Annotated in this window: 13 protein-coding genes; 2 read left to right on the forward strand and 11 right to left on the reverse strand. The window is 66.6% G+C overall.

The window, feature by feature from the left end; translation table 11 throughout:
- Positions 1–21 precede the first annotated feature (21 nt).
- On the reverse strand, positions 22–1,251 hold the full coding sequence (locus tag E0H50_RS09565) for a GH12 family glycosyl hydrolase domain-containing protein (RefSeq protein WP_131286274.1): 1,230 nt from the start codon (positions 1,249–1,251) through the stop codon (positions 22–24).
- A gap of 223 nt (positions 1,252–1,474) precedes the next feature.
- On the opposite strand from E0H50_RS09565, the gene E0H50_RS09570 reads away from it, so the two are divergent.
- On the forward strand, positions 1,475–2,260 hold the full coding sequence (locus tag E0H50_RS09570) for an META domain-containing protein (protein ID WP_238150867.1): 786 nt from the start codon (positions 1,475–1,477) through the stop codon (positions 2,258–2,260).
- Here E0H50_RS09570 and E0H50_RS43405 read toward each other — a convergent pair.
- Genes E0H50_RS43405 through E0H50_RS09595 form a run of 5 tightly spaced genes read right to left on the reverse strand, consistent with a single transcriptional unit; the run spans position 2,188 to position 7,679 of the window.
- The gene (locus E0H50_RS43405; protein ID WP_202868079.1) at positions 2,188–3,033 is read right to left on the reverse strand and encodes a DOMON domain-containing protein; all 846 of its coding nucleotides are present in this window, start codon (positions 3,031–3,033) and stop codon (positions 2,188–2,190) included. The two genes, E0H50_RS09570 and E0H50_RS43405, sit on opposite strands and share 73 nt — an antisense overlap.
- Positions 3,034–3,058: 25 nt before the next feature.
- A complete protein-coding gene (locus E0H50_RS09580) occupies positions 3,059–4,450 on the reverse strand; it encodes an NAD(P)H-hydrate dehydratase (protein ID WP_131286275.1) in 1,392 nt (463 codons plus the stop codon).
- 2 nt (positions 4,451–4,452) lie between these two features.
- On the reverse strand, positions 4,453–4,803 hold the full coding sequence (locus tag E0H50_RS09585) for a holo-ACP synthase (RefSeq protein ID WP_131286276.1): 351 nt from the start codon (positions 4,801–4,803) through the stop codon (positions 4,453–4,455).
- Positions 4,804–4,812: 9 nt separating this feature from the next.
- Positions 4,813–5,811, reverse strand: coding sequence for a LacI family DNA-binding transcriptional regulator (locus tag E0H50_RS09590; RefSeq protein ID WP_131286277.1), 999 nt, complete (start codon positions 5,809–5,811; stop codon positions 4,813–4,815).
- 32 nt (positions 5,812–5,843) lie between these two features.
- Entirely contained in the window at positions 5,844–7,679 is a 1,836-nt protein-coding gene (locus E0H50_RS09595; RefSeq protein WP_131286278.1) for an alpha-glucuronidase, read from the reverse strand.
- Positions 7,680–7,842: 163 nt separating this feature from the next.
- On the opposite strand from E0H50_RS09595, the gene coaA reads away from it, so the two are divergent.
- Positions 7,843–8,796 (forward strand): type I pantothenate kinase, encoded by a 954-nt coding sequence (gene coaA, locus E0H50_RS09600; RefSeq protein ID WP_165547049.1) that lies wholly within the window; start codon positions 7,843–7,845, stop codon positions 8,794–8,796.
- Here coaA and E0H50_RS09605 read toward each other — a convergent pair.
- The 5 genes from E0H50_RS09605 to E0H50_RS09625 all read right to left on the reverse strand — a co-directional run bounded on the left by E0H50_RS09605 (position 8,777) and on the right by E0H50_RS09625 (position 13,039).
- A complete protein-coding gene (locus E0H50_RS09605; RefSeq protein WP_131286279.1) occupies positions 8,777–9,940 on the reverse strand; it encodes an MFS transporter in 1,164 nt (387 codons plus the stop codon). The genes coaA and E0H50_RS09605 overlap by 20 nt on opposite strands.
- A 103-nt stretch (positions 9,941–10,043) precedes the next feature.
- Positions 10,044–10,508, reverse strand: a complete 465-nt coding sequence (locus E0H50_RS09610; RefSeq protein WP_131286280.1) for a hypothetical protein — start codon at positions 10,506–10,508, stop codon at positions 10,044–10,046.
- 146 nt (positions 10,509–10,654) lie between these two features.
- Positions 10,655–10,957: a hypothetical protein gene (locus E0H50_RS09615; RefSeq protein WP_131286281.1), complete on the reverse strand. Its 303-nt coding sequence runs from the start codon at positions 10,955–10,957 to the stop codon at positions 10,655–10,657.
- Positions 10,958–11,024: 67 nt separating this feature from the next.
- Positions 11,025–11,294: a S1 domain-containing protein gene (locus tag E0H50_RS09620; RefSeq protein WP_131286282.1), complete on the reverse strand. Its 270-nt coding sequence runs from the start codon at positions 11,292–11,294 to the stop codon at positions 11,025–11,027.
- Between the two features lie 26 nt (positions 11,295–11,320).
- Positions 11,321–13,039, reverse strand: coding sequence for an RHS repeat-associated core domain-containing protein (locus E0H50_RS09625; protein ID WP_131286283.1), 1,719 nt, complete (start codon positions 13,037–13,039; stop codon positions 11,321–11,323).
- Positions 13,040–13,211: the final 172 nt, after the last annotated feature.

A 13,211-nucleotide genomic window follows, 5' to 3' on the forward strand; every position in this document is an offset into this window, starting at 1 on the left:
CCGGGGTCGCGAGAGCGAGGGTCAGTTCTCCTGGATGGAGAAGTCGGTGAAGTTGAAGCGTTGCTTGGTGTTTCCGGTCGAGACGACCTCGACGCCGAAGTCGACCTGCCAGGTGGTCGCTTTCGGCGCCCAGCCGCGGGTGATCATGTCGTTGAAGAAGCTGGCCAGCGGCATCGTCCCGGACTTCTGCGTCACCTGCGACACGTACGCCGTGTAGCCGTTCTCGTGCCAGACGTCGTACGTGAAGCCGCCGAAGGTGACGGTGCCGATCTTGCGCCCGGCAGGCACCTGCCCCTTGTTGTCGGTCCAGATCATCAGTTCGTTGTTCAGGTCGTCACCGATCCAGGCGTCGAACGCGACGTTGTAGATACAGGCCGGACAGTTGGCGGGTGTGCTCGCCGCGAACTTGGCCGACTGGATCTTCGACAGCGCCACGTCGTTGTAGTCCTTGTGCACGTTCGGGTACGCCTGAACGCCCTTGTCACCTGGCAGCGGCTGGGTCACGTCGACGTACCAGTTGTTGTAGTTGCAGGCGCTGAGCGTGTACGTGCCGTTCTCGTTGTTCCACATGTTGTTGTGCACGTAGTACGCACCGAACGTGCGGCCGTCGCCCTGGTTGTTCGTCGAGGTGGTGACGAACGAGGGGTTGGTGCAGGTCTGACTCGGACTGCCGGTCGACGTCGGCGTCGTCGTCGGTGGTGTCGTGGTCGTCGGTGGTGTCGTCGTCGACGTCGGCGGCTTGGTCGGAGTCGTGGTCGAGGTTTGCGTCGGTGTCGGCGTCGGCGTGCTGGACGTCGGCGGCTTCGTCGGGGTCGTGGTGGTGGTGGTCGGAGTCGGCGTCGTCGGCTGTGCCGGAGCCGCCGTGAAGTCGTAGTGCACCGTGTAGGTCAGCTTGGTCCCGGTGCGGTACCGGTCGCCGTCGTACCGGAGCGCACGCAGCCGGTAGCTGGTGTCCGTCGTACGGCGTGGGTCGATCGACAGCATCGCCGGACCGGACGCGGTCGCGGTGATCGCCACCGGCTTCTGACCGAACCCGTGCAGGACCGTGCATCCCGAGGATGCGTCCAGGACACACGTCTCGACTCGTCCGACGCTGGGCAGAGCTGTCACCGTGCTGTCCGCGGCGTTCGCGGTCGCGACCGGCGAGTCCTTGCCCGCGTGCACGACAATTGGTGCCGCGACCAGCGCGCCGACGGCCAGTACGGCTGCCGGGACGAGGATGCGGCTCCGGAGAGATCGGGTGGGGGGCATGTGAAAAACATTCCTGTCTTTGGCTGACAGGCCGCCCGGTGTTGCCCCAGTGCTACCGGATGACCAACTGGTTGGTTGGGTCCCCAGAGAATTGCTCTCGCGTACGCGGCCTTGACGTTATCGAACCGTGATCAAGAGGTGTCAACCCCGGGTCCTGAATTAACGAAGCCTTCACGTGCAACGCGGACTCCCCCGTCAGCGTCCTCAGAGTGTGAACAAGTGTGTGAACAAACGAATGATCGCACTCGCCGCGACGGTTCTGCTAGCTCTCACCGCGTGCGGCAACGAGTCCGTGACCCGGTCCGGCCCCGAGGCGTCGCTGACCGGACGAACGTTCCTGTCCACCGAGGTGACCGAGAACGGGAAGCCGCGACCGCTCGCCGCGAAGAGCCAGGTCCGGCTGCAGTTCACCACCAACGGCCGGATGTCCTGGAACGCCGGCTGCAACACGTCGGAGACAACGGTGTCCACGTCCGACGGGCGGCTGAGCCTCGGCAAGGAGATCACGTCGACGCTGATCGGCTGCATGGGCGCTGCACAAGAGCAGGACACCTGGATTGCGAGCGTCCTCTCGACGAAGCCGGCCTGGAAGCTGGACGGCGACAAGCTCGTCCTCAGCACCGAGAGCACGACGATCTCGTTGCTCGACAAGGAGACCGCGCAGCCTGACCTCGCCCTCGACGGTACGAAGTGGCAGCTGACAACGGTCGTCACCGGCGAGGCCGCGTCGCACCAGGCCGGTTTCGAGAAGGTCTGGATGACGCTGAACGGCGAACGCGTCACCGGGTCGACCGGCTGCAACGAGTTCCAGGGCACGGTCGCGCGCGACACCGGCAAGCTCACTTTCGGCGAACTGGCCACCACCCGCCGGGCGTGCGCCGGCGACGCGGCAGCGATGGAATCCCTTGTCCTGAAGGGCTTGAAGGGCGAGCTGACCTACACGATCGACGGCTCGACGCTCCAGCTGCGTTCCTCCGGTGGCGGACTGGACTTCACCGGGCCACGCTGAGGTCGAACGCCTGCACCTCGTTCTTGGTTGTCTCGTAGGAGATGAGCAGGTGACCGCGGTCCTTCAGCTGCTGCCGTTGGGTTGCGGTCAACGGGATCGTCCAGTGCTGCACGCCGCGGGTGACCTGCTGCGTGGCCTGCTTCACCAGGTGACCGCTCATGTTCGGTGACCATGGCGGCGTCGCGCCGTCGGTGATCGCGCAGGGCGTGAACCTCCGGCGTCACGGCGTACGACTGGTAGTCGTCGCGGGCGTGGATGAAGAAGTACAGCGCGTCATCGGACCAGCTGACCTTGGCCGTATTCCCTTCCCCTGTTGACGAAACGCCGCAGTCGTCGACGCCGGTGCAGGCGCTCGCGCCCTGCCAGATCCGGCCTAGGTCGAGCGTCGGGCCCGGGTACTCACCCGGGTCGGCCTTGCCGTCCACGACCGGCGCCTGCGTGGTCTGCGGGATGGCTGATGTCGGGACGAGAGTGAGCGTCAGCGTTTCGCTTCCGGTCGCGGTCCGGATCGGAATCCTGATGTTCTGCTGGGCGGGCAAGGTCGTGTCGGTGTTGGTCAGCTTGAACGTCACGGTCGCGTCCGCGCCGGGTGCGAGGTCGTACGGCTTCGCGTTGGCGTCGACGGTGAAGTTCGGCGGGAGGTCGAGCGAGACCGCGCCGGTCTGCTGCTTGGCGGACCAGTTGTGGACGACGACCGGTACGTCGATGGTCCGGCCGATCCCCATCGACTGGATCGCCTGTGAGCGGCCGAGGCGGCCCCACGAGCCGCGCAACCGCTTACCGCGCGTCCTGGTCGGTTCAGCTCAGGAGGCGGCGGGTGGCCTCGGGGAGGGATTGGGCGACGGTGATGGCCGTGGTGGGGCCGCCGGCGGAGGCTAGGTTGGCTGCGGCGGCGTGGAGGTAGGCGCCGGCGCTGGCTGCGTCGAGGGGCGTCAGGCCGCCGGCGAGGAGGGCGCCGCAGAGGCCGGCGAGGACGTCGCCGGCGCCGGCCGTCGCCAGCCAGGGGGTGGCGTTCGTGTTGATCCGAACCTCACCGTCCGGACTGGCGATCACGGTCGTAGCGCCTTTGAGCAGGACCGTGACGTCGAACGTCTCGGCCGCGAGCCGCGCGTACTTGAGCCGTTCGCCCTCGACGGTCGCGCGGTCGACGCCGAGCAGGCGCGAGAGCTCGCCGGCATGCGGGGTGATCAGTACGTCGACATGGTCGCCGGAGTCGTCGAGCGCCTTCAGACCGTCCGCGTCCAGGACGACGGGTTCGTCGGCGTCGAGCAGTTCGCGGATCCGCGGGATGTCGAGCTCGTCGCCGAGTCCGGAGCCGATGGCCCACGCCTGCACCCGCCCGTCGCCGACGACCTCCGGGTGGGCCTCGCGGACGGCGTTCGCCACCGCATCCGGGCCGACGTACCGGACCATTCCGACCGGGCCCGCAAGAGCGCCGGCGGTGGCGATCACCGCGGCGCCTGGGTACTGGGTGGACCCGACCATCAGGCCGAGTACGCCGCGCGAGTACTTGTCGGACTCACCGTGCGGGACGGGATAGAGCGCTCTGATGTCCGCGGCTTGGAGCACCTGCACTTCCGCGGATGGGAGGTCGAGGCCGATGTCCACGAGATGGACCGGGCCGCAGGCGGTGGCGGCGGGGTCGACGAAGTGGCAGATCTTGTGCGTGCCGAACGTGACGGTGAGCGCGGCGTTCACATGCGGCTCGGGCGTCGCGCCGGTGTCCACGTCGACACCGGACGGCGTATCAACAGCCACGATCGGTACGCCGTACCGCTCGGCAACCCGCACCGCCGCAAGCGCCTCGGCCCGGAGCCCCGGCCGCCCGCCGATCCCCACAATCCCGTCCACCACGACGTCGGTGCTCGGGATGTCGTCGGTCGATCCGACCCGTCCGCCCGCGACCTTCAACGCGTCGAGCCCGCCCGCGTGCGCCCTGTCCGACAGCAGCACTGCGGTGACCTGAGCGCCGCGCCGCGCCAAGTTCGCGCCGGCGTACAGGGCGTCGCCGCCGTTGTCCCCGGAACCGATCAGCAGCACGACGCGAGCGCCGTACGTACCGCCAAGGAAGTTGCTGATGGCAACCGCCAGCCCGGTCGCCGCACGCTGCATGAGCGTGCCCTCGGGCAGCTTCGCCATCAGCTCTGCCTCGGCTGCCCGAACCTGCTCGACGGTATGCGCGTGCCGCATGCTCAACCCTCCAGGACGACCACGGCGGAGGCGATCCCGGCGTCGTGGCTCAACGACAGATGCAGGCTCTGGACGCCAAGTTTCGCCGCCTGCGCCGCGACGGTGCCGGTGATCTCCAGCCACGGCCGCCCGGTCTCGTCGGTCTGCACCTCGGCGTCGTGCCAGTGCATCCCCGCGGGCGCCCCGAGCGCCTTCGCGAGCGCCTCCTTGGCCGCGAACCGTGCCGCCAGCGACGCCGGCGGCTTCACCGCCTCCACGGGAGTGAACACCCGATCCCGCAACCCCGGCGTACGTTCCAGCGTCCGCATGAACCGATCCACGTCGACCACATCGATACCCACGCCGACGATCATGCAGCCACCCTAGCGGGGCGCCGTGGACTGGCGGATCCGCAGGTCGACGGCCAGGTCCAGGCGGAGGGCGGTGGGGGTGCGGCCGCGGGAGAGGTCGAGTACGACGCGGGTCGCGAGCTCGGCCATCTGGTGCAGGGGCTGGTGCACCGTGGTGAGCGTCGGAGTCACCCATTGCGCGACGGGCAGATCGTCGTACCCGACCACCGACAGGTCCCGCGGAACCTCGAGCCCGAGTTCGCGGGCGGCCTGATAGACGCCCAACGCCTGCATGTCACTCCCGGCGAAGATCGCGGTGGGCCGGTCGGCGGCGCGGAGCAGAACGAGCGCCTCGCGATGGGCACCGGCGACCTCGAAATCGGCCCATCGGATCAGCGTCGGATCGACCTCGGCACCGGTCGAGCGCAGCGCATCGGTGTACCCGTCGACACGTTGCCGCGAGCACAGCGTCTCGATCGGACCACCGATCATCCCGATCCGGGTGTGACCGAGCGTCCGCAGGTGGGTCGTCGCCAGCCGGCCGCCGTTCCAGTTGGCGGAGCCGATCGACGGTACGTCGTCCCCGACGTCGCCGACCGGATCGACGACCACGAACGGGATCCGCCGCGCCTCCAGCTGCGCGCGCTGGTCGGCGTCCAGGTCGGAGAACACCATGATCACGCCGAGCGGCCGCCGGTTCAGCACCGACTCGATCCACTCCTGCCGCGGCCGGAGCGCGCCGCCGCACTCGGACAGCACCAGTTCGACGCCCTCGGCGCGGACGACCTCCTCGACGCCGCGGATCAGCTCCATCGCCCACTCGCCGCCGAGCTGGTTGAACACCAGGTCGATCATCGGCCCGGCCGCCGTACTCGAGCTGCGCCGCCGGTAGCCGTGCTCCTGGATCAGGCTCTCGATCCGCGCCCGGGTGGCCGCCGCCACGTCCGCGCGCCCGTTCAGCACCTTGGAGACGGTCGGCACCGACACCCCGGCCTGCTCCGCAATTTTCGCAATGGTCGGCCGCTCGGCCACGACGCCTCCCGATCCGAAACTTTCGAACCAGCCTACCTATGGATCGTGCGGCCGTGGGTGTCCGGTAAGCCGGAGAGTCGGTAGAAGAACGTGTTGACCTGGTCGCGCCATTCGCGGGCGTTCGCCAACTGGGTCTCGAAGCGGGCGGTGATGTTCTCGCGGATGGCCGGCTCGAAGCGCTCGGCGATCACCTGCCAGCGCGCGACCATCGCTTCCACCTCGGCGTACCCCTGGAAGTGCGTGTCGTAGATGTGTTGCAGCACAGTGCTCCCGCTCTGCAGCACGTGGTCGTAAGGCACGTGGTGGAAAAACAGCAGCAACTCGTCGGGGCAGGTGTACACGTCCTCGTACAGACTCGCGAGCGGTTCCGGGTACTGCCCGGTGAACCCCGAGCCCGTCTTCACCGTCCTGTCCACGCCCACGCCGTACCGATCCGCGAAGTGGTACCTCCCGGCGCCCGAGTACTCGTAGCCGTTCACACTCGGCCCGTAATGCGTCCCCGGCGTGACCATGAACCCGACCCCGAGCGGTGCGGTGTACCGCTCGTACGTCTGCCACGACCCGGACAGGATGGTCACCAGCTCGCCCCGGGTCCGGTCGTCCATCGCGAACGTCGCGGCCGCCCACTCGTGCAGCAGGCTGACCGGATCCGCGGCCGGGTCCCACGCCAGCCGCCCGAACGCATAGAGGTTGCTCTGCGCAAGCTTGTGCCCGGTCCAGTTCACGTCGTCGCCGACGTTGGACACGGCAACGATCGCACCGATGCGGTCGGCAACGGTCACGCCACCGCCGCCGGTCGTGTCGAACTGCAGGATCTCCCGCCACCACGGCCCCAGGTAGCAGAGATCCTGCTGCTGGCCGGAGTACTCCTGCGTGACCTGCAACTCGACACCGAAAACGGTTTCCTGGAATTCCCCGAGCAGCGGCGAGACCGGCTCCCGAACCTGGAAGTCGAGCGGTCCGTGTTTGACCTGCAAGACAACGTTTTCCTCGAACCGCCCATCCAGCGGGATGAACGCGTCGTACGCCGCCCGCGCCCGATCCGCCCGCCGGTCCCGCCAGTCCTGTTCGGGTTCCGCGCCGGAACATCGCCAGAAAACGGTTCCGCCGTACGGCGCCACCGCCCGGGCCAGCAGGTTCGCGCCCTCGGGGTCCCGCGCGGACCGCACCACGAGCCCGCCGAGATCCGGTACGACGTCGTACACGCGGGCGATCGTGGCGGTCCACCAGCGCGCGACCCGTTCGTCGCTGGGGTCGTCGATGAAGTCGACCGCGAGACTGACGGCGATCCCGTACTCGCGGAAAACGCCGGCCAACCGCGCCACATCGGGCAGTTCCGCGGTGGCGAGCGCGACGGCGTTGATCCCGATCGACGCCAGCAGCCGCGCGTACGCCCGGACCCGGCTGAGGTCGGGCACCACCGCGCCGTCACGGAAAAAGAGCGATTCGCCCGAGTATCCGCGCCGTACCGCACCGGACAGCTCGTCCCAGTGGTCCAGCATCCGGATCGGTACGGCGGGCTGCTCGACGACGGTGAAGTCGCCGCTCATCCACTCGAAGTACCGCAGCACGTAGAAGTACCCGTACAGCAGCCCGTGCCCGCCCTCGGCCGCGACGACCAGATCGTTGCCTCGTCGCACCACCACGAACCCCTCGACGCCCAGCCCGTGCTCGGGTACGGCGGCCTCGACCTCCTGCCAGAGAGCCGTCTCGCGGACCCGGGTCAGCGTGCAGACGGCGATCTGGACATCGGTGCGGAAACGGCGTGTCTGCCGGATTTCCGCGCGGATCGTCTGCGCGAGCACCCCGGACGCGTGCACCGTGACCTCAGGCAGGCGCTGCGTACCCAACCAGGCGGAGTCGGTCATCGAGAATCGATGCTGACACACCAGACGGTCACCGAGCCGTGACCGAAAGTTTCGAGACCGTACCGTAGCTGAGACACTCTGGGACACCTTGGGGACGCTCTGAGACCAAGGCCACGCTGTCCCGATGTGGGTGCATCCGGCGCCGATGGGAAGAATGGGCCACATGCTGCAGCCGTCGCGGGAGGTGACTCCCTACACCGAGCTCGACCGGGCCACCTGGGCGCAACTGGCCGAGACGACCGTCTCCCCGCTGACGGCGGACGAGGTCGAGCGGTTGCGCGGTCTCGGGGACGAGATCGACATGGACGAGGTCCGCGAGGTGTACCTGCCGCTGTCGCGGATCCTCTCGCTCTACGTCCGGCACGCCCGCGCGCTGCACGCCGACACCGAGAGTTTCCTCGGCAAACCGGCCGAGACCCGGACCCCGTTCGTGATCGGGATCGGCGGATCGGTTGCCGTCGGCAAGTCCACCACCGCGCGACTGCTGCGCGAACTACTGGCCCGCTGGCCCGAGCACCCGCGGGTCGCGCTCGTCACCACCGACGGGTTCCTCTGGCCGAACGCCGAACTCGAGCGCCGCAACCTGATGCAGCGCAAGGGCTTCCCGGAGTCGTACGACCGCAAGGCCCTGCTGCGGTTCGTGGTCGAGGTGAAATCCGGGATCGACACGGTCGAGGCGCCGGTCTACTCGCACCTGCACTACGACCGCATGGAGGGCGTACGAACGACGGTCGAGCAGCCCGACATCCTGCTGCTCGAGGGGCTGAACGTCCTGCAGCCGGCGCCTCGGCACGCGGACGGGAAGAGCGGCCTCGCGGTCAGCGACTTCTTCGACTTCTCGGTGTACGTCGACGCGGCCGCCGACGACGTCCGCTCCTGGTACGTTGCCCGCTTCCTCAAACTCTGGGAAACGGCGTTCCGCAACCCCGAGTCGTACTTCGTCCGGTACGGCGAGCTGAGCCGCGAGGAAGCGATCAAGAAGGCCGAGTCGCTGTGGGACGGCATCAACGGTCCGAACCTGCGCGAGAACATCCTCCCGACCCGATCCCGCGCCACCCTCGTCCTCCGCAAGGGCGCCGACCACGCCGTCCGCTGGGTCAGGCTACGGAAGCTCTGACCGCAGGTACGACGGCCAGCGCGACGACCGCGGCGGTCAGGGCGAACGCCACCGGGTAGCCGGTTCCGCCGACGATCGCACCGAAGGCCAGCGCGCCGAGTCCCCAACCGCCGTCGTACGCAAGGTTCCAGAGCGCGCTGACCTGCCCGAACCGGGAGCGGTCGACGCGGTTGTACATCAGCGCCAGCGTGAGATTCTGCGCCGCGCCAAACCCAGCGCCGAAGCACACGGAACCGATCAGGATCGCGACGGCACTCGGCAGGAAGATGAGCGACCCGGCACCAACAGCCGCGAGCGCGAGCGCGGGCGCGAGCAACTTCGCCGGCCCCACACGATCGGCGTACCGCCCGGCCAGCCAACGCGCCGCCGGAGCCGCAATCGCCTGCACCAGAAGAGCTGTCGCAACAATCGCCTGCCGGTCCCCCGCAACAGCCAGCGGTAGAAACGTCACGCTGATCCCGGCCGCAACAGTCACCGCCGCGAACACGAGAGTCGGCATCAACAACCGGCTCCGCCGTACGCCGCCCAGCACCTTGACGTGCTGCTCTTCCACCGCGATCCGCGCCGGCAGCCCGATCAACATGACCAGCCCGGCGAGCGAAGCGACCGCCGCCAGCACGAACAGCGCACCGAACCCGATCACGTCGATCAGGTAAACCCCCAACGGCAGCCCGATCACCGCAGGCACCCCAACCGCCACGCCGTACACCCCCAGCGCCTCACCCCGCCGCGCCGCCGGCGTGATCTCAGCCACCAACGCAACCGCCCCCACCACCAGAATCGCCAGCCCCGCACCCCGCACGATGCACACGCCGAGCACCACCGGCAACGAAGCCGAAGCCAACAACACCAACGAAGGCGCCCCCAACAACACAAGCCCAACCCCGAGCACCACCTGGTACCCCCACCGCACCAACATCCGCGGCACCACCAACTCAACCCCCACCGCAGCAAACATCATCGCCGCAGTAGAAAGCCCCGCCCCCACACCCCCCGCCCCGTTGGCCGCCAAGTACAACGGCACCACCGAAGTCAACAAGTACATGCTCAGGCCCGACCCGAAAACCATCACCAGCACTCGCAAAAGCTGGCTGCTCAGGAGTCGGTCGGCAGTGATGGTGGGGATCTCGCACGCGGTGGTCATACCTAGAAGCTAAAGCGGTACCGGTACGCCCTACAGATCCAGTTCCACAGTTGCTGAGAGGACCAGTTTCACTGTGTCTTTGTCGACAAGACCTTCCTGATCGTCAGAGAGGGAGCGCCCGGAGGCGGAAGGTATCCGGAACCTGGCCGGTCTCGTAGTACCGCACGAACACCTCAGCAGCCTCCGCCGCCGAGAACACCTCATACGAGTACACACGCGACTCACAGCCATTCCAGCGAATGACGACCTCACCCGCCGGCCCCGAGTTGTCAGGCACCGCCCGCCCCACGACGTACTGTCGCTCCCCTGGATCCCCTGGTCGACGAACCTCCACAGTCATGCGATCCGCCGAGCCAGCCACCTGGACGTACTCCTGCGGCCACACCGCAAGATCGACACGATCGAACGGGACGCCTACAGGAAGCCTCCAGAGGCTCAGCGAGTAGCGATCCACGCCGTCGAGGAGCCCAAGCCGCTGCTCAATCACCTCCCGGGGCAACAGATCCGGATCCTTGACCTCCCCATGAACCCGACCGTTCATCGTCAACGCATGCGTGACCTTCTTCACCGGACCGTCATTAAATGCATTCTACAGTTCTGGCCTCGCCACCGAATATTCCACCGTGCGCAACTGCCGAACTCCGCGGCAGCGTGGCGGACGTCGCGGTGAACAGGCGCAGATATTTCGACACCCAGCGAATACGCCCGACGGACTCAAATCTCCACCTGAGAGAACTCCACAAAATCCGAATTCGCCAATTCGGATAACGCATCGAATATAGTCGATCGCGTCACCCGATCGACCACGAGAAGGTTCGACAACGCGAAGCCTCCGGAGGCCTGTACTTCGTCAGATACCTCCTGATGGAGGCGGGCAACGTCATACACTGTCACGCTCCACTGGCGAGTGCCGCTGCGCACTATCACGTCGAAAAGATACCCCTTGGACTCCGTTTCAAATTCGTACCCGTCGAGATATTTCGGGAACTCCACTTCGAATGCTGATGCGTCCGACATTACTCCTACCGAGTCAGATCACGAACTACTGCGGAACTACTAACTAACCGCCAGACGCACAGAACCCTCAATCACACTGACCACCACGGCCGTAGCGCTCCTTAATTGGAGTTTTCCCGAGAGGGCGAATCCAGAACTTCTCCATACCCGGGTTGAATTCAGTCAAATAGCCACGCGCCACGCCACCGACCACATACATATCACCGTCATCAATGTATAGCGCATCGATCAAACCGACATGCGACAGGCCGAGATCTACGATTACGCCCCACCGGAAGACAGCGAGTACGCGGCCCTCCACGATGCTCCCCATCAGGGAGCGTTCATGCTCAGGCAATCTCGATCCATCATTGGTTGGGGTCATCAGCGTCCAGTCAGAGATCTGGGATACATATTCAACCGCCCGAACTCTTCCTTCGGGATTGCTATTTGACCACCCTCCAAGCCGTCATAATTCTCCACATACTTGCTGAAGTATTTATCAAAATCTGCGCGCGGTATGCGGACTCGGATCACGGTCAGATCATAGCCGCCACGAGACGCGTAGTCGAAGGCGATGTCCTTACCCTGTTCGCGTACGCCGAAGTAGGCGCGTCCATCCGGGTAACCGTTGCCCGAGCCAGGGAAGTCTGCCGGGTCGAACCCATCCCTGATCAGTTTGTCAGTCATTCCCTTGCTTGGCGCCTTGTACAGATTGACACAGTTGTCCGACTCCCCCGGTTCACATCCACTCGGTGGCTGCGCTGCGGCACCTGAGTTATCTCCGCTTGAGGATCCTCCACCGGTCTGGTCGTGGGACAGGAGCCAAGCTGTGCTCAACAGTCCACCCATGGCGATCTTTACCCAGAGCGGAACAGTTGCTCCTGTGCCGACTATTACGCCGACGCCCCCGGCGACGGCTCCGCCCATCCCCGGGCCGCCGCCTTCCTCCGGGTAGTAGCTGGTCGGAACCGCGCTGAACCAGTTGTAGCTGCCAGTGGAGGCGACGTTGGAGATGACGGAGCCATACTCGTCGAGGGCGTTTTGGTATTGCTGGTTGGACCAGTCGACGGTTTCGTCGGTTAGGTCGCCTCCGGAGGTGACGACGGTGGCCGGTGTTGTGGGGTCGCTTGGGCAGAGGGCTGGGTTGCCGTTGGCGCAGACGGGGTCGCCGGGCGGCTCGTGCTGGACGGTTTTGGCGTCCTGCTCGATGTCCTTGCGTTTTTCCTCTGCTTCCTTTCGCTTCTTGCAGACGGCGTCACAGATCTCCGGAGGCGGCGGCTTGGGCTGGCAGCGCTGCGACTTGCACGGCGGGTCGCAATTCTTCTTACAGTCGCCATCGCCGCCCCCGTCATCGTCGCCGCCGTCGTCATCGCCTCCATCGGTCGGCTTGACCGGCTTGACCGGCTTGACTGGCTTCACCGGCTTGACTGGAGCCGGCTTGTCGGGCGGGCAGACCCAGCGGTACCCATCTGGCGGGACGCGGACCTTCTGGCACTCTGTGTACGGGTCGGCGGGCTCGTCGTACTTGTGACCGTCGGGGTCGTTGAACGTGAGTGGGTTGCCGCCCGCGTAGGCATACAGGTTGAGCGTCGAGCTGGCCGTGCCGGCGTTGTACGACACCGTGTCTCGGGTGTTGAAGGTTCCGGTTGATGGGTTGTACCAGCGGGCTCCTTGGTTGATGTCGCCGGAGCGGGGGTCGGTCCAGTCGCCTTGGTAGCCGATGCGGTATTTGAGGCCGGTGGCGTTGGTGGAGTTGCCGAAGGGGTCGTAGGTTCGGGTGTCGGGCAGACCGGTGCCGAGCGTGGTGTCGGCGGGGTCGAAGCCTGCGATGACGTCGCCGTGGCGGTCGGCCAGGACGAGGCGTTTGGTGGTGTCGTAGCCGACGGACAGCAGCCCGTCGGAGGCGGAGCGGCCGAAGAACTGGGTGCCGTCGGAGACAACTTCGTCGCTGAAGCCGTCGTAGCGCATCCGGGCGGTCCCGGCCTGGACGGGGCGGTCCAGGGCGTCGTAGGTGAAGTCGCGGTCCGAGCGGGTGATCATCCGGTCGAACGCGTCGAAACTGAACGCCTCCGTCGTCGTACCGGTGGTCTGCGTCAGCAACGCGCCACGGGGTGAATAGGTGTAGGTCGAGATGCCGTCGTTCAGGAGCCGGTTGCGTTCGTCGTACGACGCCAGCGCCGTGCCCGCCTTGATTCGGCAGCAGCCATCTCAAGCCGCTCAACAATCGCCTCAGCCCGAATGACGAGCTCAACAACCCGCGTGCGAGGGTCGT

The organism is Kribbella sindirgiensis (assembly GCF_004331435.1).
In the GTDB taxonomy this organism is placed as follows: domain Bacteria; phylum Actinomycetota; class Actinomycetes; order Propionibacteriales; family Kribbellaceae; genus Kribbella; species Kribbella sindirgiensis.